Source organism: Hyunsoonleella flava, from assembly GCF_004310325.1.
Taxonomy (GTDB): Bacteria; Bacteroidota; Bacteroidia; order Flavobacteriales; family Flavobacteriaceae; genus Jejuia; species Jejuia flava.
In genome coordinates this window covers 137,234-161,870 of record NZ_SIRT01000009.1, presented here as the reverse complement: position 1 = coordinate 161,870, position 24,637 = coordinate 137,234, and the positions used below count along the sequence as shown (strand labels likewise).

Genomic DNA, 24,637 nt, shown 5'->3' with positions numbered 1-24,637 from the left:
CCTACTGTGGTGTTTTAGTTTTAGCCGCTTTATTCTTTTTCCCATAAGGCTTCACTAGCATGCCTGCGTAAGCGCCGGGTATAGGTTTCTCTAATATTACAGTTCCATCAGGAATGCCTTTTAGCACCACTTTCGTATCTGAAAAAAATACTGGTTCTACATCTATAAGGTCCAAAACACTATCTCGAACAATAAAAACTTCTCTGCTATCTGTGATTAAACTTCTATTGATTTGAATAGCATTTTGTTCTTTTTTGGCATTTAAATTAGCCTCTAAATACATGCCTTCTTTTAGTTGATTGTTTTTTACTTCTATAAATGCAGTAATGGTTTGTGTTGTTGCGTCAATACTCCCATTTACTCGAGATACTGTACCATCGTATGTTTTTGCACCCTCAATATCATTTAACAGGACCGTTTCTCCAACTTTTAAGAAACTGGCATATTTTTTTCCCAAAGCCACTTCCATTTCATAAACCGACGTATCTATAAACTCACCCAGTTTTTGTCCATTTCTTATTAGTGACCCTTCAGTTACTAAGGCTTGAGTGAGTATCCCTGAAAAAGGGGCTTTAATGGTGTATTTTAACAAACGTTGTTCCTGATTTTTAACGTTGTAATAACTTGATATAATGCCTCTTCCTGTGATAAAGTAATTTTCCTTGTCTGATGTCATCTCAGGTAGTTTCGGGGTGGTTTTGTCAAGATTGAAACCCTTAAGGTAATTTTGCCACTTTGGAAATATTTCAGGAAAATCCAATCTCAAATCTGGCATTATTGCAGCTATTGTATTGTAAAGGTTACTTTTTGAAGCTTGTACTGTAGCATAAAATTCTGAAGCATCAATCCTGATTAACGTCTCTCCTTTACTGTATTTTTGACCTGCTTTAAATAATTTTCTATTGGGTTTAAAAACACCTTGAACTTCTGAGAATAGCTCAACCCTGCGTTTTGCTACTAAATTCCCGTTAGCTGGAATTACAATTTGAACTTCACCGTTTTTTACAGTATCCGTAAAAACAGTTTTTACAACTTTTTCAGGTACAGGTCTTCTCTTCTTTTTACTATTGGCTATTTTATTACCAATAAATACGGCACCAACAATAAGGACAACTCCAATTAAGGAAAGGATAAGATTACGCATAAGTAATGATGGTTAGAGAAATTTTGAATTACCTTGAGGTGGTAATAAAGAATTTCTACGCAAAAGTATTTAAACGCAAACTGTTTGCAGTTAAAAAAAACTTAAAAGAGTGTATCGCATTACGATAATGCTTCTAATTCGTACTGAATGGCTTCCCAATCTTCCATAAGCTGTTTTAGCTTTTGCTTTTTTGCCTGATACTTGTCAAAAAAAGCTTTGTCAGCCACAGTAGCGTCATAATTGATTTCTAACTCAACATCATCTGCCTTAATATCTTTTTCTAGCTCAGAAATCTTAGACTCAACATTACTTAATTTATTGTTTAAAGACTTTAGCTTTTTTTGTTCTTGATAAGAATGGTTTTTTTTCTCTTTGGGAATATCCTTTGTGATAGTGCGTTTTTCTACCTCCCTTAAATTTGCTACTTGTCGCTCTTCCAAGTAATAATCAATATCGCCAAGGTATTCTTTTATTTTACGGTCCTTAAACTCATACACAATATTGGTTAATCCCTGTAGAAAATCCCTATCATGTGATACCAAAATCAAAGTACCTTCAAATCGTTTTAACGCTTCTTTCAGTACGTTTTTAGATTTAATATCTAAGTGGTTGGTAGGCTCATCCATGATAAGCACATTAAAAGGCTGGAGCATTAATTTTGCCAGTGCCAAACGGTTGCGCTCACCACCAGATAATACTTTTACGTATTTTTCCACCTCATCCCCTCTAAACAAAAACGAGCCTAAAATATCACGAACCTTGCTCCTGTTGCTCTCATTGGCGGCATCAATCATGGTGTCTAAAACTGTTTTATTGCCATCTAGATACTCCGCTTGGTTTTGTGCAAAATACCCGATTTGTACATTATGTCCAAGTTTTAAATTTCCGTCGTATTTAATTTCTCCAACTATAATTTTGGCAAGTGTAGATTTTCCTTGTCCGTTTTGCCCAACAAAAGCTGTTTTACTATCACGTTCAATAAGTAAATCAATATGTTTTAAAACATGGTTATCTCCATAATTTTTTGAAATAGCTGAAGCTTCAACCACTACCTTTCCTGGTGTTACAGATACTGGAAAGTTTAACGTCATTACGCTGTTATCGTCCTCATCAACTTCAATACGCTCAATTTTGTCCAATTTCTTAATTAAAGACTGTGCCATAGTAGCTTTTGAAGCTTTTGCCCTGAACTTTTCAATTAATTTTTCAGTATGTTCTATCTGCTTTTGCTGATTTTTTTGCGATGCCAATTGCTGTTCCCTAATCTCTTCCCTCAACACTAAATATTTTGAGTAAGGCTTTGGGTAATCATAAATGCGCCCAAGAGAAATTTCAATAGTTCTGTTGGTGACATTGTCTAAAAACATTTTATCGTGAGATACAATTACCACAGCACCTGGATAGTTCTTCAAAAAACTTTCTAACCAAATGATAGATTCAATATCTAAATGGTTAGTCGGCTCATCCAGAAGCAAAATATCATTATTTTGAAGCAGTAATTTAGCCAGTTCAATTCGCATACGCCAGCCACCAGAAAACGTATCAGTAAGGCTGTTAAAATCCTCTCTTTTAAAACCTAATCCTTGTAGAATTTTCTCGGTATTACCTTGATAATTATAGCCTCCTATAATTTCATATTGATGTTGCAAATCATTGATATCAATCATCAACTGATTATATCCTTCACTTTCGTAATCAGTACGTTCCGCCAATTGCGTATTTATGGCTTCCATTTTAGCCTCTATTTCCTTAATCTCGGTAAAAGCTTGATAGGCTTCTTCTAAAACCGTTCTTCCAAATACAAAATCGATATCCTGTTTTAAAAAGCCAATTTTTAATGCTTTGTCTGCTGCAATTTGTCCTGAATCTGGTTCCAGCTCATTTGATAAAATTTTGAGCATTGTAGATTTACCTGCGCCATTTTTACCAATTAGTCCAACACGGTCTCCATTACCTAGCTTAAATGTAATGTCCTCAAAGAGATATTCTCCTTGAAATGAAATAGATAAGTTATGAATATTAAGCATAGAAATGTGACTTAAGTTACAGTGAATTTAAACTTTAAAAATTACCTTTGTATGAGATTCCCGCATTTGCTAGAATGACAACTTTCAAATGTAATTTCGACTTAAAGTAGAAAATAATTCTGCAATGACGCGAGCAAAAATACATTAAAATAAATGTTTAAAAAAGGAACCAAGATTTATAGTATTTTAACAGGCTGTTGTCCTAAATGCCATCAGGAATCCATGTACAGCAATAAGAATGCTTATGCCTTATCTGAAACGTTGAAAGTAAACGAACGTTGCTCTCATTGCAACACAAAATACCGTATAGAACCTTCTTTTTTTTACGGTGCAATGTATGTAAGCTACGCCGTTGGCATTGCTTTTGGGGTAGCCGCTTTTGTAATCAGCAACTTGATATTAGGTGCAGATTTAAAAATGACATTTATAGCTATAGTTGGCACACTTGTGGTGTTTATGCCTATTATTATGCGATTATCAAGAAATATATGGATCAATATGTTTATGAGTTATGACGAAACTCTGGTAAAAGAAAAGGAAAAAACTAATTAAGTCTGGACAAACTAATTTCCCTCTCCAAAGGTTTGTCTTCCTCAATAAATTCAAAGAGTTGTTTTGCAACATAAGGACCAATCATGACACCCCTGGTTCCCAATCCATTTAATAGATACATGTTATCGTGAGTATTGTGTTTTCCCACTAAAGGTCGTCTATCTCGTACTGTAGGCCTTATTCCAGCAACTTGATTTACAATTTCAAACGGACAAGATATCATACTTTTAAGGCCTTCTAAAAGTTTCGTTTTTGCCTTATTGGTGGTGTTATGTGTTAAATCATATAATTCATAGGTCGCCCCAACAATATATAAATTGTTGCCTATTGGGATTAAAAACACTGGACCTTTTAAGACAAAATCAATTTTTAATTCTGGTGCAAAAATGGTTAATAGCTCTCCTTTTGTTGGACTTAAGGGTAAATTTTTAAAAAACGGATTCTTCGTTACTCCAAAGCCTTCTGAAAAGACAATCTGTTTCGCTCTGACATCTTTATAGGTTATAAATTGCTTTTCAGCATTTAAAGCGTCATAGTCAAACGATTCTTGTATTAAAGCGTCATTATAGCCCAAAAACGTTTTATACGATTTAATAAGCTTATTTACATCAATGCGGCCTGTATGCAATACCTTCCCAAAACCATAACTTGCATTAATAGCCGAATTATTATTTTGGATAATCTCGTTTAAAAGATATTTGTTCAACTTTGGTTTATCCGCAGCTATAAACCAATTATTTTGTTCTTCAACCGAAGCAAACTTTCTGTAAACGGGAATTTTACAATCTAATGTTACCTTTAAAAGTTGCTCTAAATTGCTGTAATGCGCTAAAGCTAGCTCTAGTTGGGCATCGCTTTTCCAAACCGAAGTAAAACGTTTTAAAACTACAGGATTATATAATCCTCCTGCCACAACTGATGATTTTTGAGAACTGTCATCAAACACTACAAAGGTTTTATTATGTGCTCTTAGTTGCTCACAAAAACTGATACCAGCTAATCCAAGACCTACAATAATATAATCGTACTCAGTTTTCATTTGGCACAAAAGTAACAAATTAAGATTCTCCCATATAGCTTTATAAAAAAGAAAAACGCCCACTTTTCAGCAGGCGTTTTCATTATGGTTTCAGCTTCAAATTAGTATGTCCACATATCTAATTCAAAATCTCTAATTTTTGTTTTGATACGTTCAGATTCTAAAAGTTGCATCAAGGCATTATCTGAAATATACTCGTTTACTTGCCTATCGCCTTGAACATTTTCCTCTTTGTAAATATACCCTTGGAAACGCCTAGAGTTTAGTAAATGGTCAAACGAATGTGGTATCGCACTATTGGCATTGTTAAACGCCTTAGCTTCATGCAGCACTTCTCTTGCATCTGGGAAAAACACCCAAAATAATGGCACTAAGTCAGGGTTTTCATCATCAATAGTATAAATGTCTGGAGCAACTGGTGCAATACCTAATAAACGATACTTCATTTCAGAATGGCGCTTATCAAAATACCATAGGCCTTTTACGCGATATTCAACAATTTCTGCAGCCGTAATATCTCGTCTATCAATATATTCGTCAGATAATTCTTCACCTGCGTTTAATTGCTCGATACCATATTCAGTAGTATCAATTTTTGATAAAGCACCCTCAATATCTTTTAACGTACGTTTTGTGGTAAAATAAGAATCATCATAAATGTTTTTAATTCTTCCATCTTTAATGCTTTTCATTAAAACATCATATAACGAACGTCTGTTGTTACCTATATTGTTGGTATCAACAGGGTAATATAATGGGAAATTTGCTCTTTCGTCAAGGTTAATTCTTTCCCAAGTCATTTTAGCAAATAGGATATCTCTATCATCAACATATCCATACTCCAATGGCTTATCGTTATCAATGGCCTTTTGTTCGGCTGTTCTTACCCCTATTTCCTCCGGGCTTTTTGCATTAAGTATATTGGCTTGTGCTAATACACTTGACACTGTAAAAACAGTCACAACTGTTGTTAATAAAACACTTTTCAAATTCATCTTATTCCTTATTTTTTGTTATTAGGCTAACGTAATTGTTAGCCTAATATTTTAATTTGTAAGCTCAATAAATACTGGTGAAACCTTTTTAAGGATCACACTTACGCCACTTGCTTTTGCTTCTATATCAAATATTTGAACTCCAGAACCACGCTTAGCTTTACGTAAAGCACTTTTTGCTCTACTATCTAACTTATTACCTCTTACAGTAATAGTTGGTTGTCCAGGAACTTTAAATTTAAATCCGCTAACTCTTAGTGGTAATTCAAAATCAAAATCTTCGAACATAGCACCAATTGTAGACTTTTCTAAACTTTGACGTTGCATTTTGGCAGAAGTTTGACCCCTTATTGTACCTGTGGGTCTCGGTAAATCCTTAATTCTGAATTTAGCATTATCACTAACTTTTCCTCCGTCAGGAAGTGTTCCTGTAACATTGATAGTAACTTCTCTACCTTTTATTGATGTGGCATCCATAACGTATTTGCTACCTCCTGCTCTAGATAAACCTTGAGCACTAGCGGCGACTTTATTATCAGGAATACCTGCAAAAGAAATGGTCATTGGATTTTTAACCCCTCTATAAACCACATTCATCTTATCTGCTGAAATTGTTGCTGCATTTGGTTTCGCAACTGTAGCAAAGGACGAACTTACTGGAACTTCAATTTCTTCACCACCTTCACCAAAGATAAGTTTACCTTCAATTTTGTGTTCTCCTACGCCGCCAGTTCCCACTTTCAATTTTACTTTACCGTCTTCAATTGAATATTGATTTTCAGTAAGTTTTCTTCCATCGAGTGTTAATTCAACTCTTTTAGGCTTAGTTGTAGCGTCTTTACGACCTAAAACAATCTGACCATCAAACTGCTCACCATTGAAATAAGCTGATTTTGATGTTTCCATTAATGTCGTATAGTTTGTCATAGACACTTGACTAGATAACTCACCTTCTAACATTTTAGATAAAATCTCAGATTCAGTGGTTTTGATATCTGCCTGAAGCTGTGTCATTTTAGTTAAAGAAGCTACTAACGGAAACCCTTTATAATGGTAGTCCAACCAATCTTGTTTAACACCATCTCTGTTCTTTACTTGATCAGTATTAAACTTGTTGTTAACTTCTTCTATAACAGACTCCATACCTTTTTCACCAGCTAAAACTTTAGCTACTCCTTCTCTAAAATCTTTCATGTGTCTTAAAAACTCCTGACCTTCTTCTTTGATCTTATCTCCTTTAAAGAAGTTTTGATCTAAATAATCCCCCTTGTCCATGATTTCATAATCGGTAGGGTCTTCAATTTTAGCGGTCATTTTGCCTTTCAACTCTGTCAAATAAGAATCAAAATCGTGAGCTAATTTGTCTATTTGATCTGCTTTTTGCTTTAAAGGCTTGTACTTCTCTGGTGCATCTGCGGCTTTTTGATCTAAACTCGCCACAAAGTTTGCGTTTCTTGCTTCGGTTGCCTCGTTAGACTCCGTAAGCTTTTCGTTCATTAATCCGAACGCTGATAAAACTTCTTTCGACATATTTAACGCGAGCATCGCGATGAATATTAAATACATCAAGTTTATCATTTTCTGTCTTGGTGATAAATTTCCTCCTGCCATGTGTAATTAGGTTTTTGGTTATTAAATTTGGGTAACCCCTAATTATTTTTTGTTCATTGCAGTTAGCATACCACCATATACGCCATTAAGCGTTGATAAGTTTGAAGCTAAAGACTCCATTTGTTCTTTTACTTTTGCAGCATTTTCTGCAGATTCCTCGTTTATTGAAGCTTGCTTGTTAATGCTTTCTAATTGTACTTTGTATAAGCTATTTAACGACTCCATTTGAGCCGCTGCCAGTGATAATTCTTCACCATATTTTTGAGTAGCTTGAATAGAATCTACAGTTGGTGAAATACCTTTAGCTGCACCTTCAAAGTTTTTAATGCTTTCGCCTAAGCTCGCCATTAATTCTCCGTCAATTTTAGCTTCTTTAAGTAATTCGTCTAATTTCTGAGATAATACACCTTTAGGATTTTGCTCTTTTTCAGATGAACTTCCTCCTGCTAATTCAGGATATACTAGAGACCAATCTAAATCTTCGTCAACTGGTTCAAATGCTGATAATGCGAAAATAATTGCTTCGGTTACAAGACCGATAGTTAACATCACATTTCCTGTTAAGAATCCTATTTCAAAATGTGTAATTTTAAATAATGCTCCGATGATTACAATTGATGCTCCTAATCCATAGGCCATATTCATAAATCTCTTGCTTGCTTTTGACTGTGCCATAATTTTTGGTTTTTAATTCTAAGTAGACAAACTACTTAAGTAGGTTAAATTAATAGTTATTATTGATTTTGATTAATACGATTTATTTCCCGTTCTTAGTTACGTTTGTCCCCATGTAATCTTGAACGGTTCTGAAACCTATATAACTTCTTGCAGAATCTGCATATTCGTAATCTCTTGAACTTACCTGTAAAAAGTAAGCCACATCTTTCCAAGAACCACCACGGATGATTTTTCTCTTATTATTTGGGTCGTTTACACTTGGATTAATAGTAGATGAATACTCATAAGACGCAGGGTCGTATGATGAATTTACCCACTCTGATACATTACCAGCCATATTATACAAATTATAGTCATTTGGCTCATAAGATTTTGCTTCTACAGTGTATAGTGCTTGGTCTGCTGCGTAATCTCCACGCACAGGCTTAAAGTTTGCCATAAAACAACCTCTGTCACTCTTCGTGTAAGGACCACCCCATGGATATGTTGCAGCTTGTAAACCTCCTCTAGCAGCATATTCCCATTCTGCCTCCGATGGTAATCTGAATCTATTTACCAAAGCAGCACCTTTTCTACTTTTTTGGTAAGTATTCTTATTGATGGTTCTCCATTCACAGAACGCTTTTGCCTGTTTCCAAGTAACACCAACCACGGGATAATCTCCATAGGCTTCATGCCAGAAATAATCATTGTGCATTGGTTCGTTATATGAATATTGGAAATCCCTAATCCAAACTGTGGTGTCTGGGTAAATTTCTACTTCCTCTTTCTTAATTACCTTGCTACGCTTTACACCTCTAGTTCTTGCAGCTTCCTGAATATCCATATAGCTGTACTGAAACTTAAATTTCTTTACATCCCAGGTACGTTGTCCATTATAAGATTCTTCTAATGGTAAATACATCGTATCCATAACCTCAGCATAGTACTCGTCTAAATATTCTTCGGTATCAAAAATCAAATCAACGTCTTTGTTTATTTTTCTACCTTCATAGCCTGTTGGACCTAATCCGGTGTAGTTTTCATACATATATTTTTCGTAAACAGACATATTTTCTGGATCCGCATCACTAAAAGCAAATTCTCCAATAGTACCTTCGTCTGCTTGGGTTAAACCCACATCATCAGCAAGAATAGCCAATTTCATTCTAAGAATAGAGTCTCTTACCCAATGTACAAACTGGCGATACTCGCTGTTTGTAATCTCGGTAGCATCCATATAAAAAGCTCTAACCGTTACGGTCTTACCAGGAGCATCATCTACCCCAGCAAGATCATCATCAGCTTTACCCATTATAAATGCACCTCCAGGAACAAGCTCCATACCATACGGTTTTTCTGGATGCCATTTTTTCCCTTGAACTCCTACCAGCTCTCCTCTATCTTTAGAGCCACAACTAGCCAGTAAAGTCAATACTGCGGTTAATAAAATAAACTTCTTCATATTCATAGAAAACTCGAGGTTAATTATTATAGCTTCAATTTTGAGAGCGTAAACATATTTATATATTTCCGAAAAAACAACTTTTTATCTAAAAAAATAACATTTCATCGTGAAAATTTGGCATTTCACCGATGAAATTGACCTTTTGACCATGCTTTGTCTATTATACAGAATTCTTCTGAAATGCTTTAAACCAGCGGTTTGGCACTTTATCATTGCAAGCGTCTAGGTAATCTTGATGCGTGCATGGTAATAACGTATGTCTTTTCAATTTATTATTTACTTCGGCTAAAAAAGGAATCTCAACCCACCATCGTCCTGTTTTTGTACTCTTGTAAAACACCAACTCGTGAGACTCTACCATAGTATGGAATTTTTGATAGCTTCTTTCATCGTTAAAATCATCATCCTTTACTCTACAATTAACACCCTCGATGAAATACCAAATAATTTGCGCTATGAGCATGGATGAAATCTCATCATCCTCCGATGGCTTGTATTCGTATATACCAAAGGAACTTACCTTATTACTTATCCCTGCATATCTAGAGATGGCACAAATGGCAGCACCGTCCAATCCGTTAGGAGAAAATTTTTGTTTTGCACTTACCTCAGCCCCTTTTACCGAATTCAAATCTACACTCACTATGTTAGCATCTCTTAAAACTGGCTCTACAATAGTAATGTCTTTATTTACCTCACCCAAACGGTACGATTCAAAATATAGGCGCTCCATTAAATCTATTTCTTCCTGTGAATTGAAATACGTCTGGTATCCAATATTTGCGTAGTTAAAAAGGTTATACGGTTCATCCAAAATTATTTTCCCAACATAGCTGTTGTTCTTTATCGGTTTTGCAGAATCTCCTAAATCAAACTTACAATCCACATTTACCAGATTTACCATAGGCATCAATGCATCATAAGCGCGATAGTTGGCGTAGGTTAAATCTTGACTACCCCCCAATAAAACTGGAATTATATTTTTTTTAATAAGAATTTCAATGGTTTCCTTTAAAGCGAAGTAAGTATCCTCCACGCTTTCGCCAGCATTTATATCTCCTAAATCTGCTATTGCAGTATTCCAACTTCCAGGAAAAAGGGCGTAAAGTGATTTTCTGATTTCATCCAGTTGAAACGATTCACCTATATAATTGACATCGTTTCTATTTTCAATGACACCCAAGAGCGCGATGTGCACACCATCCAATTCTGGGATTCCATGCTGACCTGAGTGTATACGAAGTTTTCTTCCCAGTGCTTGCATCGACAATAGTTCGTTATGAGCTAAAACATTGTCCGATACTGGGGAAAGAAAATTAAAATTCATTATACTAAGTGCTTTTTATTTTTTAGTTGCAGTTTTCTTTTTAGTGCTACGCTTTTTGGTTGCTTTTTTCTTAGGTGCTTTGGCTTCAATATGAGCCTTAGCCTCCTCCAAAGTCATATCCGTTACATCAACCGTTTTTGGCAACTCAACTTTTGTTTTTCCTTTAATAACGTTGTGTCTTCCCCATCTTGCTTTTTCAACACGAATGCCCTCTTCTTCCCAATGGTGGATTAATTTATCTTTTTCCTTCTGAATTTTATCTTCGATCAATTCAACGATATCAGTATCCGATAAATTATCCCAATCGTACTTTTTGTTTACGTTGATGAACATGTTGTTCCATTTAATAAATGGTCCAAAGCGCCCCTTGCCCTTTTGCACAGGTAAATCCTGGTACATATATATAGGCGCATCGGCTTTTTGCTTTTCCTTTATCAAAACAATGGCATCTTCCAGCTCAACACTTAAAGGATCTTGGCCTTTTGGTAAAGACACAAAGGACTTACCAAATTTCACATAAGGACCATAGCGGCCATTATTAACAGCTACCTCTTTACCCTCATAAGTCCCCAGAGTTTTTGGGAGCTGAAATAAATCCATAGCTTCTTCAAAAGTGATGGTGTTTAATTGTTGATCTGGACTTAAGCTAGCAAACAATGGTTTTTCTTCATCATCCACGGTACCAATTTGCACCATAGGGCCAAACTTCCCTAGGCGAACACTTACTTGTCTTCCTGTTTTTGGGTCAGTTCCCAAAACACGCTCTCCAGACTCTCTATCCGCATTTTCTTTTACATCCTCAACAACGGGGTGAAATTTTTTATAGAAAGATTGCATCATTTCGGTCCAATCTTCTTTCCCCTCTGCTATTTCATCAAAATCTTCTTCAACTTTCGCTGTAAAATTATAATCTAAAATCGCTTCAAAATGATTTACTAGAAAATCAGTCACAATCATTCCAATATCTGTGGGTACCAACTTCCCTTTATCTGAACCAACTTTTTCAGTTAATGTCTTATCTGAAACTTTTCCGTTTTGAAGCTTTAGCTGTGTGTACTCTCGTTCTTCGCCTTCAACAGTACCTTTTTCAACATAATTTCTATTCTGAATTGTTGAAATGGTTGGGGCATAAGTAGAAGGACGACCAATACCCAACTCCTCCAATTTTTTAACCAAAGAGGCTTCAGTATATCTTGCTGGTGGTCTTGTATAGCGCTCCGTAGCTGAAATAAAACTGTTCAACAATGTTTCATTCACTTTAAGCGCTGGCAACATGCCTTCTTGTTCTACGTTTTCATCATCAGTACCTTCAAGATAGACCTTTAAGAAACCGTCAAATTTTATTACCTCCCCATTTGCAGTAAAGGTTTCGTTGTGTGTAGAAGCTTCAATTTTTACATTGGTACGCTCTAACTGTGCATCACTCATTTGAGACGCAATGGCACGTTTCCAGATTAAATCGTATAAACGCGCTTGATCTCTATCAATATTTACAGAATGCCTTGAAAAATCCGTCGGACGAATAGCCTCATGAGCTTCTTGTGCACCTTTAGATTTTCCCTTGTAGTTTCTTGGATTGCTATACTTGTTACCAAAAGCGTTTTCAATTTCGGCCTGCGCACCTTGTCTTGCTTCATCAGAAAGATTTACACTATCTGTTCTCATGTACGTAATCAAACCTGCTTCATATAGGCGTTGCGCCATAGTCATGGTTTTACTTACCGAAAAATAGAGCTTTCTTGAGGCCTCCTGTTGTAAAGTGGATGTTGTAAACGGTGCTGCTGGTGATTTTTTTGCAGGTTTCTTCTGAAGATCTGCAACTTTAAAATCGGCCGACACATTTTTTTCTAAAAATTGAAATGCCTCTTCCTTGGTTTTAAAGTTCTTAGGAAGCTTTGCTTTAAATGTTTGTCCGTCTTCATTGGAGAATTCTGCATCAATTCTGAATGATGCTTCAGGTGTAAATGCTTGAATTTCTCTTTCTTTTTCAACAATCAATCTTACAGAAACGGATTGTACACGGCCAGCAGACAGCCCTCCTTTTACTTTTCGCCATAGTACCGGAGACAATTCGTAACCAACTATTCTATCTAAAACGCGACGCGCCTGTTGTGCATCAACTAAATCATAATCAATCCCTCTGGGGTTTTCAATGGCCTTCTTAATGGCAGCTTTAGTAATCTCATGGAATACAATACGCTTTGTTTTGGCTTTATCTAGTTTTAAGGTTTCAGCTAAATGCCATGCGATGGCTTCCCCTTCTCTATCTTCATCACTTGCCAACCAAACCATTTCAGCTTTTTTTGCAAGTTCCTTAAGCTTCTTTACTACATCCTTTTTATCTTTTGAGACTTGATATTTGGGTTTAAAATCCCCTTCTACATCAACGCCTAACTCCTTTGAAGGAAGGTCGGCAATATGCCCAAAACTAGATTCTACCTTAAAATCTTTACCTAAAAATTTTTCTATAGTTTTTGCCTTTGCTGGTGACTCAACTATTACTAAATTCTTCGCCATACATCATTTTTTGAAGCTACAAATGTATATGAAAAAAAGTTTATCTGCCTAATTTTACAGATTAACTGTGTGTAGATTTCATAAAAAAGCTTGCTTTTAATAAATAAAAGCAAGCTTTAATTTTATATAAAAATTAGGCTAAACTTCTTCGCCAGATCCTATTTGTTCTATCTCGCTCTTATCATCGAAACCGATCGATTCCTTATAAATCATGTACAAGGGAATATATGAGAAAGCAGATGTAGCAAGCACACCAATAAAGCACATTAGCATGCCAACAGCACCAGCCAGAAATCCAGCAACAAGCATTAATCCAAAGGTTATTAACCATTTTTTATTACCCAATTTAAATCCTGCCTTGACTATTTCTGAAACAGATAAATCTGGATTGAATGCGTAAATTACATTTATAATGGAGATTGGAACAACGGCATATATCACTGGTAAAACACATAAAAGGTAGGCTACAATAGTTATTAAAAATGTAGCAGCTCCTACTTTTACCGTTTTTCCTAAATAAGGTTTTTTGAAAAAATAAAGATAATCATCACCTACAGCTTCATTAAATTCTTTTTGCTTGCATATTCTAAAAAAAGCGGCTTTGAATCCTACTCCAATTATCATTGCAAAGAATGAAAAAACAAACATCAATCCATAAAAAGGCAACATAATTGCCCAGTTTGGTTCGCCTCCATTATTTAACGCTTCAGGATCCATCATACCCATACCTAAAAGAGGCACATACATTAATAAGTAAAAAGGCAACATAAACAACATACTTAAAAGTAAAATCACTAAACCTTGTACCCAAACTTTTTTAAATAGCTCTATGGAATCGCTAAAAATAGTGCCAAAGTCTAAATCCTTGGCTTTCTCTATTTTTTCTAGTAATGTTTCAATGGTATTCATCTTTATATTATTTAATATGAGTCTTCATTTGTATTAGTGCCTATAAAATCAATTTCGTTACCGTCATCAAAACCAATCACATCTTTATAAATCAAAAAAACTGGTAAATAGGCTATGCTAATTGTAAGCACTACACCTATAACACAAGCTATTGCACCTAGCATACCTAAAATCGCACAAATAAACATGGTTCCAAAACTAATTAACCATTTCTTGTTGCCAATCGCAAAGCTCAATTTAACGATTTCCATCTCACTTAGTTCTGGATTATCAAAAAACACCACTGCAAAATAAGACAATGGCACGAAAACATATAAATACGGCAACATAAACATTGCTTGAGCTGCGGCAGATAATATGGCGTGAACAATACCCAACATTAATGCTTTTGAAAAGTATTCTTTTTTAAAAAAGAAAAAATAATCGTCATTTTGAGACTCTCCCAAAACTTGTAGTTTACAGATTCTGTAAAATCCTGCCAGAAGAACAATCATAATTGTACTTACCAAAATAGTTTGCGGTAGACTATATAGCGCATTTTGCGAATAAAATTCCATTAAAGACTCTATTGAAAGCCCTCCTTCAGTTAAAATTGCTGGATCTACAGCCAAACCTATAGCTTGAAATACAAAACTTAAACCTATAGCAGCAATGAAGATAAAAAGCACCACTAAAAACCCTTTTACCCAAACTTTTTTAAATAATTCGATGGCGTCATTCAAAATATCTCCAAAACTCAGTTCGGGTGCATTTCTTATTTTATCCCTTAGAACGTCGTATGAATTCATGCAATTAATTGGTTGATTTACGGTATATCGATACAATTATACATAAAAAAATCTGCCCGAGGGCAGATTTTTCCAACAACATTAGTTTGAGTTTAGTTTAGCGAGTACGCACTAATAAGTGCAACGTTGTTGACCATATATTCGTATTGGTACAGTGTATTTTCCCCTATCATTATCAAACTGTTTTCCAAGGGAATTACATCTGTTGCCTGTGCTTCTTTCAGTGTTTTTACCAAATCTAATTCTACAGGTGTATTTCGTTTAAATAATTTTAGACCTGCTGTTCCGTCACAAACATAAAGCATATCATCTTTTACTCCAAGTCCGTACGGATTTTCTAAAGTATAACGTTTTGCTAAGGTAGGATTGGATTTATCTGAAATATCAATAACCTCAAGAACACTTTCATCCTGCCCACACATATTGCCGCCCCTAAGCGTTAGATACGCATAATCACCATCTACCACAACTGGATCACACCCTTCCCAATGTGTGAATTCCGAAACATACTCTGGAGATGAAGGTGTCTTTAAATCGTAAATATACATACCATTTGTGCTGCCTAAATACAAGTAGCCGTCAGCAGAAAACATGGTTTCAATATTCCACCCTGCGTTCTGGGTAGTCTCCAATACTGGGTTTGATAAATTCTGAATATTAAAAATTGACATACTATATTGACCGACAGTATATAGATAGTTATTAATTATTTGAAATCTTGCCAGAGAACCACCAACACCCACATTGGATGGTGCAGCTGCATCATTTACAAAAACCTCAGCGACACCCCAAACTCTTGAGTCTTCATTTACCTTTTCTCTTAATTCTCTCTTTACATTCCAACCTACAATAATATCGGTTTCATAATTAAACGTTCCAAAATCAGTGTATTCCGCCTCTAATGGAATTTGATAGTTATATATTTCAAATACATCTTCCAAACGTTCTACTTGTTTAACGTTATTGATCTCAGAAATATCAAACACCACCAAATCCGTTGCACTATCGGCATATAAATAATTATTCTTTACAGAAATATCTTCATTTCCAGGAATTTCAATATAGCTCAACGGTTGCGGAGATGCAGGATTGGTATTGTCAATAATATGGACACCTTTGTTTACATCTCCCACAAAAATGTAGTTGTTGTAGATGTATATTTTACCTGGTTCTGCAATAGGTTGTGCACCCTTAATTTCAACAGATTTGCGAAAATCAGACTTACTCATAATTTCTGGTGTTGCCACGATTACAAGCTCTGAATTGCTATCATCGTCACAAGAAAAAAATGTAACGCATAGCAGGAGACTGAAGATGATTAATACTGGTTTCATAGTTTATAGTTTGTTTGTTTAGCTAAAATTTTAATATGAATAGGTTAACGATGATTCCCAACCTTCTATATTCAGAATGACTTTGTTAACGCCATTATCAATTTGAAGCGGTTTTAAATTGAACGATACATTCCTTTCAAACGCAGCAAGACAATCTTCCTTGTTTACAAATTGAAATTTTAAATACCGCTGCTCTGGAAGAGACTCCGCAACAGCGCCAGAATCTACTAGTCTAAATTCCCAAGTGCTTCCATCACATCCCGAAGCACCTAATTCAATATTTAAACAATCATCAATAATTTCCACTTTACTAAGTAAAAAACTATCGGAAATTAAATTATTATACAAGCCCTCATCAATAATAACGGTATCGTCGCATAAATTATCAAAATCTACAACAACTTCATCTTCATCGCACTGGGTGTTAAAAAAACAGAAGATACAAACCACAAAAAAGCTTATTTTTTTTATCATTATTGGGGTATTAAAATTTCAAAATTGGAAATCCATTTTCGCAAACAATCTCTTTTGGTGGCGAAACCACATCACAGGTTGAAAATACACTCCATTTTACATTATAGTCATGTTCTGCTTTGGTGTAAGCTTCAATCTTGCTTAAAAATTCTTCGGTATCTATAGTGTTTGGATATGCTATAAACCATTGCGGTCCGCCACAGGCTTTTGATCCATAAGGCGTAAAACTCCAATCCTCGCTATTCCCACAAGGGATATCCTTAATCAAATCCAACGCATCATCAAATAAATCCATCAGTGCGCGGTAATCTTTTTCTTGTTCGGTAAGTTCCTTGGTTAGAACTAATTCATTTTCAGTTAGCGATACAATACGCCATCCATAATTATTAGGGAAATGATCTTGTGTAATTGTGATAACATCTTCCATTAACTCCCACTTACCTTGATAGTCTGAAAAAGACAAAGGTGGTGTGCCGCACCATCCAGAAGAACGTTCTACAAAATCATTTTTAGTTTTAAAAGAAATACCATAGCCTTCTGCGGGTAGTTTATTTACGCGGCTAAATGTCACGTTTTGGTCCGTATACTCGGGTTCAGCCCAATGCCCTATCAATAAATTATCTGAGTCCTTAAGCCCCTCATCATTAGGCTCACATCTCATGTTTACAAAGCAAAACATTATAACTATCGCATAGACTATCTTTTTCATCGGCTGTTTGTATTTGATTTGAAGTATAATCAATAGATACAAAATTATGCATTTGGTTGCGTGAAAAGCGCTAAGTATTTTCAAAAAATAGTAAAAATTTAAATCTGCCACTTTGTCATAAAACGTAATATAATTGTATCTTTGCACCTGCTTGATGATGGGCAGGCATGAAAATTGACCTTTCTAGGTTTCTTGATATTATGGAAAAAATCATAGATGAAAATAAACAAGGGCAATCCTTGGTTCTCGATAAAAAAGAAGGCAATACCCGTAAACTTTTTATTGAAAGTTATGGCTGCCAAATGAATTTTAGCGATAGTGAAATTGTAGCTTCTATTTTAAATAAACAAGGCTATAATACCACCCAAAGTTTGGAAGAAGCCGATTTGGTTTTGGTAAACACCTGTTCTATCCGTGACAAGGCAGAACAAACTGTAAGAAAGCGTTTAGAAAAGTATAACGCCGTAAAACAAGCACAAAACCCAAATATGAAAGTGGGTGTTTTGGGCTGTATGGCAGAACGTTTAAAAAGTAAATTTCTTGAAGAAGAAAAGATAGTAGATCTGGTTGTAGGCCCCGATGCTTACAAGGATTTGCCAAATCTTTTAGCTGAAGTTGAAGATGGTAGAGATGCCATAAATGTGATACTTTCTAAAGAGGAAACTTACGGCGATATTGCGCCTGTGCGTTTAAACACTAATGGTGTAACGGCGTTTGTTTCCATTACTCGCGGTTGCGATAATATGTGCACGTTTTGCGTAGTGCCATTTACTCGAGGACGCGAACGTAGCAGAGACCCACAAAGTATTATCGAAGAAGTAAACGATCTTTGGAACAAAGGCTACAAGGAAGTTACACTTCTTGGACAAAATGTAGACAGTTACCTGTGGTATGGTGGTGGATTGAAAAAAGACTTTGATAAAGCCAGTGATATCCAAAAAGTAACTTCGGTAAACTTTGCAAAATTACTGGATATGTGTGCTATTGCTCAACCCAAAATGCGTTTCCGTTTTTCAACATCCAATCCGCAGGATTTCACTTTGGATGTTATTGAAACCATGGCGAAACATAGAAATATTTGTAACTATATTCATTTACCCGTGCAAAGTGGTAGCAATCGCATCTTAAAAGCGATGAATCGTCTGCACACACGAGAGGAATATTTTGAATTGATTGACAATATTAAACGTCTCATCCCAGATTGCGCCATCAGTCAAGATATGATTGCTGGATTCCCAACAGAAACTGAAGAAGATCATCAAGATACATTAAGTTTGATGGAATACGTGAAGTATGATTTCGGTTTTATGTTCGCATATTCAGAAAGACCTGGGACACTGGCAGAACGCAAAATGGAAGATGATATTCCTGAAGCGACAAAAAAACGTCGTTTAAATGAAATCATTGCATTGCAACAGAAGCATAGCCTGTTAAGAACTCAAGCACATGTTGGTAAAGTTGAAGAGGTTTTAATTGAAAAACCATCCAAACGCTCTGACGCACATTGGTCTGGTAGAAATACACAAAATACAGTAGTTGTTTTTCCAAAAGGAAATTATAAAGTTGGCGATTTTGTAAATGTGAAAATAACGTACTGTACAAGCGCTACGTTAATTGGTGAGGCGGTAAGCTTTTCAGAAAATAATTAAGATGGAATCAATACAATCTATAAAACAACGATTTGGCATCATCGGTAATACACTAGCGCTGAATCGTGCTTTAGAAAAAGCGATTCGTGTCGCGCCAACTGATATTTCGGTGTTGGTTACTGGAGAGAGTGGTGTTGGTAAAGAGAGTATTCCAAAAATCATCCATTCTTTGTCCCACAGAAAGCACAACAAATATATTGCGGTAAACTGTGGCGCTATTCCAGAAGGTACTATTGATAGTGAACTATTTGGTCATGAAAAAGGTGCGTTTACTGGTGCAACCTCTACCCGTAGTGGTTATTTTGAGGAAGCTGATGGTGGTACTATTTTTTTAGATGAGGTTGGAGAATTGCCATTAACCACCCAAGTACGCTTATTGCGTGTTTTGGAGAATGGGGAGTTTTTAAAAGTTGGTTCCAGTAAAGTTCAAAAAACTGATGTACGGATTGTGGCAGCAACAAACATTAATATGTTTGAAGCTATTGAGAAAGAGAAGTTCCGTGAGGACTTATACTATCGTCTAAGTACGGTTGATATTCATTTGCCTCCATTACGCGAACGTCAGGACGACATCCATTTGTTATTTCGAAAATTTGCCAGCGATTTTGCGCTAAAATATAAAATGCCAACCGTAAAACTTACGGATAATGCTGTACAATTATTATTGAAACACCGCTGGAGCGGTAACATAAGACAGCTTAGAAATGTGGCAGAACAGATTTCGGTTTTAGAACAAAATCGTACCGTTTCTGCTGAAACTTTAAGAGGGTATTTACCAGTTGACGGGGTGACAAATCTACCTGCCGTTGTAAAAACCTCCAAAAGCGAAAGCGATTTTAGTAGCGAACGTGAAATTCTCTACAAAGTACTTTTCGATATGAAAAGTGATTTGAACGATTTGAAAAAACTCACAATGGAACTCATGAAAAATGGGAACTCCAAAGATGTAGAAAAAGAGAATGAGCATTTAATTCAAAAAATATATGGTGATAATGATGACGCAGATGATGATTTCGCTATTGAAGACAACGATGTGGTAGACACCGCTGAGGTGCTGTCAATTCCTGAACACGTAAATGAACCTTCCGCAGGGGATAAATATCATTTTGCAGAAGAAATTGAAGAAGAGGAAACCTTATCGTTACAAGACAAAGAACTAGAACTGATTAAAAAATCGTTAGAACGCCATAACGGAAAACGTAAATTGGCAGCAGCTGAGCTAGGTATAAGCGAACGTACCCTTTATAGAAAGATTAAGCAATATGATTTGTAATTTTATCGTTAGGATTAAATGAAATACATTAAACACATAGCATTCATTTTTATTGCAATTACAGTAACAAGCTGTGGTTTCTATTCTTTTACAGGAGCATCTATATCACCAGACACTAAGACATTTCAGGTGAACCGTTTCGAAAACAACTCTCTTTTAATTGAACCTGGTTTAGATCTTACGTTTAGAAACACAATGATTGCCATTTTAGAAAATCAAACTAATCTAAACAATGTAAACTCTAACGGTGATATTGTTTATGAAGGGGAAATCACCGAATACCGTATCTCTCCAACTACATCATCTACACAAGGCAATACCTTTACAGCAGCGCAAAACCGATTGACCATATCGGTAAAAGTGCATTTTTATGATAAGAACGATCCTGAAGCTGAATTTGAACAAACCTTTTCGTTTTTCCACGATTATGAAGGTTCCGCACAACTATCAGGCTCAGTGAAAGATACAGCTATAGAAGAAATTTTTGAACGTATAACACAAGATATATTTAATGCCTCTTTGGCAAAATGGTAATTAACTTTGAATAGTCACAACTTTACATCCTTATTGCATCATCCGCAAAATATTGACCCTCAAAAAACTGAGGCCTTAAGTTCTATTATTCAAAAGTACCCCTATTTCCAATCTGCTAGGGCATTATACTTAAAAGGCTTGAAGCAAGAGGAAAGTAGAGATTATAATCAAGCTTTAAAAACTACGGCTGCCTACACAACAGATAGAAGTATTCTTTTTGATTTTATTACCTCGGATGCTTTTGTTCAAAATGAAATTTCAAAAATCATAAAGCAAAATTCCATTTATCTAAATGATATTAATGTAAGTGCTGATGATATTTCAATAAACAAAGGTCAACAAATTGATGATAAATTAAAGGAGCAAATAAAAGAAACCACAGGTGTTTTAGACCCCGAACTGTTTCAGCCTAAAGACCCTTCGGAAGTAAGAACCATCAATTTTAAATTGGATGAATCAGAGTCTATCGAAGCTACTACTGAAAAAACTATTACTGAAGAAGTTTCTGCCGAAGATATTTTAAACTTAGGTAAACCTTTGCAATTTGATAGACGGGAAAGTCATTCCTTTAACGAATGGTTGAAGCTAACACGCATTAAACCAATAAAAAGAAGTAGCAATCCTGAAAATTTAATATCAAGAGAAGGCACATCAAATGAAACTGATGACAAGTTGAAACAAAGTGAAATTATAGATAAGTTTATTGCAGAAAACCCTAAAATATCACCTGTTAAAACTACAGCTTCAAAAGAAAACTTAGCCAAGGTGAGATCTGCGCCACCTGAAACCTTAATGACAGAGACTTTAGCGCGCATTTACTTGGAGCAAAAAAACTATAAAAAGGCCATTCAATCCTATAAAATTTTAAGTTTGAAATATCCAGAAAAAAGTAGTTTCTTTGCAAACCAAATTAAGGCAATAGAACAATTACAAGAACAAAATAAATAAAGAATAATGGGTACGTTTACAATATTTTTAATCTTAATCGTAGTCGTAGCATTTTTACTGGTAGTAGTAATTATGGTGCAAAACCCTAAAGGTGGTGGTTTATCTTCATCTTTTGGCGGTGGTGGAACGCAGCAACTAGGCGGTGTTAAAAAAACCACTGACTTTTTGGACAAGAGTACATGGACTTTGGCAACGTTGCTTTTAGTACTAATTTTAGTTTCAAATGTTGCAATTGGCACAGGAGACGCTACTGTAGACTCTAAAGCTTTGGACACTGACGCTCAAACAACACAGCCATTACCAGACGCACAACCTTTACCGGCTAACAACGAACCAGCAGGAACAACGGAAACAGAGCCAGATGGACAATAAGTCTGATAAAAGAATTTAGTAAAAATGCCAACTCATTAAAGTTGGCATTTTTTATTTACACTTTTTTGCTAATTAGGTCTGCAAGTTTGTCAGTTTCCATACCATGGCACATTTTTAGCTTAACGCTTAAGCGTTAATTAATAACCTTAATAATAAAAATATAAAACAAAATGGGAGTAAACATTAAACCATTAGCAGACAGAGTTCTTATTGAACCTGCTGCAGCTGAAACGAAAACAGCATCAGGAATTATTATTCCAGATAATGCCAAAGAAAAACCACAAAAAGGCAAAGTTGTAGCTGCTGGACCTGGTACTAAGGATGAGCCAATTACAGTAAAAGTAGGCGATACCGTTTTATATGGAAAATATGCTGGAACAGAATTAAAGCTTGACGGCAACGACTACTTGATGATGCGTGAGAGTGACATTCTTGCAATTATATAATTATTAATTCTGTCATTCCGTACTTGATACGGAATCCAAACAAAAATTCAACTTAAAATTAAATAGATTCCCGACTTTGCGGGAATGACAAAAAATAAGTAAAAATGGCAAAAGACATAAAATTTGATATTGAAGCACGCGACGGATTAAAACGTGGTGTAGATGCATTAGCGAATGCAGTAAAAGTAACTTTAGGACCTAAAGGACGTAACGTAATTATCTCTAAAAGCTTTGGCGCACCACAGGTAACAAAAGATGGTGTATCTGTTGCTAAGGAAATAGAATTAGATGACGCGCACGAAAACATGGGTGCTCAAATGGTAAAAGAAGTAGCATCAAAAACCAACGATTTAGCTGGTGATGGTACAACTACTGCAACAGTTTTAGCACAAGCTATCGTAAAAGAGGGCTTAAAAAATGTTGCTTCTGGTGCAAACCCAATGGATTTAAAACGAGGTATTGATAAAGCCGTAGAAGCAATTACCGTAGACCTAGAAAAGCAAGCTAAAAAAGTTGGGAATTCTTCTGAAAAGATCAAGCAAGTTGCAGCTATTTCAGCTAATAATGATGATACCATTGGCGAATTGATAGCTAAAGCTTTTGATAAAGTTGGTAAAGAAGGTGTTATCACTGTTGAAGAAGCAAAAGGTCTTGATACTTATGTAGACGTTGTAGAGGGTATGCAGTTTGATAGAGGATACTTGTCGCCTTATTTTGTTACCGATTCTGATAAGATGGTAGCAGATTTAGAAAACCCTTATATTTTATTATTCGATAAGAAGATTTCAAACTTACAGGAAATTCTTCCAATATTAGAGCCAGTAGCACAGTCTGGTCGTCCTTTATTAATCATTGCAGAAGATGTTGATGGACAAGCCTTAGCTACGTTAGTAGTGAATAAATTGCGTGGAGGTTTAAAAATTGCTGCTGTAAAGGCACCTGGTTTTGGAGACAGACGTAAAGCAATGCTTGAAGATATAGCTATATTAACAGGCGGTACTGTAATTTCTGAAGAAAGAGGTTTTACTCTAGAAAACGCTGATTTATCAATGTTAGGTACTGCTGAAACAGTAACCGTTGATAAAGACAATACAACTATTGTTAATGGTTCTGGTAAAGCTGGAGATATTAAAGCAAGAGTAAATCAAATTAAAGCGCAAATTGAAACAACCACTTCAGATTACGATAAAGAAAAACTACAAGAGCGTTTAGCTAAATTAGCTGGTGGTGTTGCTGTACTTTATGTAGGTGCTGCTTCAGAGGTTGAAATGAAAGAAAAGAAAGATCGTGTTGATGACGCTTTACACGCTACAAGAGCTGCGGTAGAAGAAGGTATTGTTGCTGGTGGTGGCGTTGCTTTGGTAAGAGCTAAGAAAACCTTGGAGAAAATTGAAACTGAGAATCTTGATGAAACTACCGGTGTTCAAATCGTTAACAAAGCGATTGAATCTCCGTTAAGAACTATTGTTGAAAATGCTGGTGGAGAAGGTTCTGTAGTTATTAATAAGGTTTTAGAAGGCAAAAAAGATTTTGGATACGACGCAAAGTCTGAGGAGTATGTAGATATGCTTAAAGCAGGAATTATCGACCCTAAAAAAGTAACACGTATTGCTTTAGAGAATGCAGCATCAGTCGCTGGTATGATCTTAACAACGGAGTGTGCTTTAATCGATATTAAGGAAGACGCTCCTGCAATGCCTCCAATGGGAGGTGGCGGTATGCCAGGAATGATGTAGTAGCGAGTCGCCATAGATAAATTACTCACTCAAACGTATTTAAAATTTCATTACGTGTGAGTGATAAAATAATTTTGAAAACGCTTCCAGACAGGGAGCGTTTTTTTATTCCGTAATATTTCATAGCT

22 protein-coding genes are annotated in these 24,637 nt (G+C 35.6%); 8 read left to right on the top strand and 14 right to left on the bottom strand.

The genetic code is table 11. The annotated features are described in order from the left end of the window. Position 1: 1 nt before the first annotated feature. Both EYD45_RS11515 and EYD45_RS11510 read right to left on the bottom strand, forming a co-directional pair. The gene (locus EYD45_RS11515) at positions 2–1,144 is read right to left on the bottom strand and encodes an efflux RND transporter periplasmic adaptor subunit (protein ID WP_130964698.1); all 1,143 of its coding nucleotides are present in this window, start codon (positions 1,142–1,144) and stop codon (positions 2–4) included. 119 nt (positions 1,145–1,263) lie between these two features. Next, a complete protein-coding gene (locus EYD45_RS11510) occupies positions 1,264–3,171 on the bottom strand; it encodes an ABC-F family ATP-binding cassette domain-containing protein (protein ID WP_130964697.1) in 1,908 nt (635 codons plus the stop codon). Positions 3,172–3,324: 153 nt separating this feature from the next. On the opposite strand from EYD45_RS11510, the gene EYD45_RS11505 reads away from it, so the two are divergent. Then, a complete protein-coding gene (locus EYD45_RS11505) occupies positions 3,325–3,723 on the top strand; it encodes a DUF983 domain-containing protein (protein WP_130964696.1) in 399 nt (132 codons plus the stop codon). Here the strand turns inward: EYD45_RS11505 and EYD45_RS11500 are convergent. The 12 genes from EYD45_RS11500 to EYD45_RS11445 all read right to left on the bottom strand — a co-directional run bounded on the left by EYD45_RS11500 (position 3,716) and on the right by EYD45_RS11445 (position 17,551). Next, a complete protein-coding gene (locus EYD45_RS11500) occupies positions 3,716–4,762 on the bottom strand; it encodes an NAD(P)/FAD-dependent oxidoreductase (protein WP_130964695.1) in 1,047 nt (348 codons plus the stop codon). The genes EYD45_RS11505 and EYD45_RS11500 overlap by 8 nt on opposite strands. 101 nt (positions 4,763–4,863) lie before the next feature. Beyond that, positions 4,864–5,757, bottom strand: a complete 894-nt coding sequence (gene porN / locus EYD45_RS11495) for a type IX secretion system ring subunit PorN/GldN (RefSeq protein WP_130964694.1) — start codon at positions 5,755–5,757, stop codon at positions 4,864–4,866. Positions 5,758–5,808: 51 nt separating this feature from the next. Beyond that, the gene (gene porM / locus EYD45_RS11490) at positions 5,809–7,368 is read right to left on the bottom strand and encodes a type IX secretion system motor protein PorM/GldM (RefSeq protein WP_130964693.1); all 1,560 of its coding nucleotides are present in this window, start codon (positions 7,366–7,368) and stop codon (positions 5,809–5,811) included. A 42-nt stretch (positions 7,369–7,410) separates the two neighbouring features. Next, positions 7,411–8,043 carry a type IX secretion system motor protein PorL/GldL gene (gene porL / locus EYD45_RS11485; protein ID WP_130964692.1) on the bottom strand — a complete coding sequence of 211 codons (633 nt, stop codon included), beginning with the start codon at positions 8,041–8,043 and terminating at the stop codon, positions 7,411–7,413. 82 nt (positions 8,044–8,125) lie between these two features. Beyond that, a complete protein-coding gene (gene porK, locus EYD45_RS11480) occupies positions 8,126–9,490 on the bottom strand; it encodes a T9SS ring complex lipoprotein PorK/GldK (protein ID WP_130964691.1) in 1,365 nt (454 codons plus the stop codon). A 163-nt stretch (positions 9,491–9,653) separates the two neighbouring features. Next, positions 9,654–10,820 (bottom strand): formimidoylglutamase, encoded by a 1,167-nt coding sequence (locus tag EYD45_RS11475; RefSeq protein WP_130964690.1) that lies wholly within the window; start codon positions 10,818–10,820, stop codon positions 9,654–9,656. Between the two features lie 15 nt (positions 10,821–10,835). Beyond that, the gene (topA, locus tag EYD45_RS11470; RefSeq protein ID WP_130964689.1) at positions 10,836–13,337 is read right to left on the bottom strand and encodes a type I DNA topoisomerase; all 2,502 of its coding nucleotides are present in this window, start codon (positions 13,335–13,337) and stop codon (positions 10,836–10,838) included. Between the two features lie 138 nt (positions 13,338–13,475). Beyond that, positions 13,476–14,246, bottom strand: coding sequence for a hypothetical protein (locus EYD45_RS11465; protein ID WP_130964688.1), 771 nt, complete (start codon positions 14,244–14,246; stop codon positions 13,476–13,478). An 11-nt stretch (positions 14,247–14,257) separates the two neighbouring features. Further along, positions 14,258–15,034: a hypothetical protein gene (locus EYD45_RS11460; RefSeq protein WP_130964687.1), complete on the bottom strand. Its 777-nt coding sequence runs from the start codon at positions 15,032–15,034 to the stop codon at positions 14,258–14,260. Positions 15,035–15,126: 92 nt separating this feature from the next. Further along, positions 15,127–16,368 (bottom strand): LVIVD repeat-containing protein, encoded by a 1,242-nt coding sequence (locus EYD45_RS11455; RefSeq protein ID WP_130964686.1) that lies wholly within the window; start codon positions 16,366–16,368, stop codon positions 15,127–15,129. A 30-nt stretch (positions 16,369–16,398) separates the two neighbouring features. Beyond that, complete coding sequence (locus tag EYD45_RS11450; protein WP_130964685.1) at positions 16,399–16,842, bottom strand: hypothetical protein; 444 nt, start codon at positions 16,840–16,842, stop codon at positions 16,399–16,401. Positions 16,843–16,852: 10 nt separating this feature from the next. Next, a complete protein-coding gene (locus tag EYD45_RS11445; RefSeq protein ID WP_130964684.1) occupies positions 16,853–17,551 on the bottom strand; it encodes a lipocalin-like domain-containing protein in 699 nt (232 codons plus the stop codon). Positions 17,552–17,751: 200 nt separating this feature from the next. Here EYD45_RS11445 and miaB point away from each other — a divergent pair, with 200 nt between their 5' ends. From miaB to groL, 7 genes are all read left to right on the top strand, one after another. After that, positions 17,752–19,200, top strand: a complete 1,449-nt coding sequence (gene miaB / locus EYD45_RS11440; protein ID WP_130964719.1) for a tRNA (N6-isopentenyl adenosine(37)-C2)-methylthiotransferase MiaB — start codon at positions 17,752–17,754, stop codon at positions 19,198–19,200. A gap of 1 nt (position 19,201) precedes the next feature. Then, on the top strand, positions 19,202–20,473 hold the full coding sequence (locus EYD45_RS11435) for a sigma 54-interacting transcriptional regulator (RefSeq protein WP_130964683.1): 1,272 nt from the start codon (positions 19,202–19,204) through the stop codon (positions 20,471–20,473). 18 nt (positions 20,474–20,491) lie between these two features. Beyond that, the gene (locus tag EYD45_RS11430; RefSeq protein WP_130964682.1) at positions 20,492–21,007 is read left to right on the top strand and encodes an LptE family protein; all 516 of its coding nucleotides are present in this window, start codon (positions 20,492–20,494) and stop codon (positions 21,005–21,007) included. A 6-nt stretch (positions 21,008–21,013) separates the two neighbouring features. Beyond that, positions 21,014–21,955 carry a hypothetical protein gene (locus EYD45_RS11425; protein WP_130964681.1) on the top strand — a complete coding sequence of 314 codons (942 nt, stop codon included), beginning with the start codon at positions 21,014–21,016 and terminating at the stop codon, positions 21,953–21,955. Positions 21,956–21,961: 6 nt separating this feature from the next. After that, positions 21,962–22,327 (top strand): preprotein translocase subunit SecG, encoded by a 366-nt coding sequence (secG, locus tag EYD45_RS11420; RefSeq protein ID WP_130964680.1) that lies wholly within the window; start codon positions 21,962–21,964, stop codon positions 22,325–22,327. 170 nt (positions 22,328–22,497) lie between these two features. Continuing rightward, positions 22,498–22,773, top strand: a complete 276-nt coding sequence (locus EYD45_RS11415) for a co-chaperone GroES (RefSeq protein ID WP_130964679.1) — start codon at positions 22,498–22,500, stop codon at positions 22,771–22,773. 104 nt (positions 22,774–22,877) lie between these two features. After that, positions 22,878–24,509, top strand: a complete 1,632-nt coding sequence (groL, locus tag EYD45_RS11410; protein ID WP_130964678.1) for a chaperonin GroEL — start codon at positions 22,878–22,880, stop codon at positions 24,507–24,509. Positions 24,510–24,637: the final 128 nt, after the last annotated feature.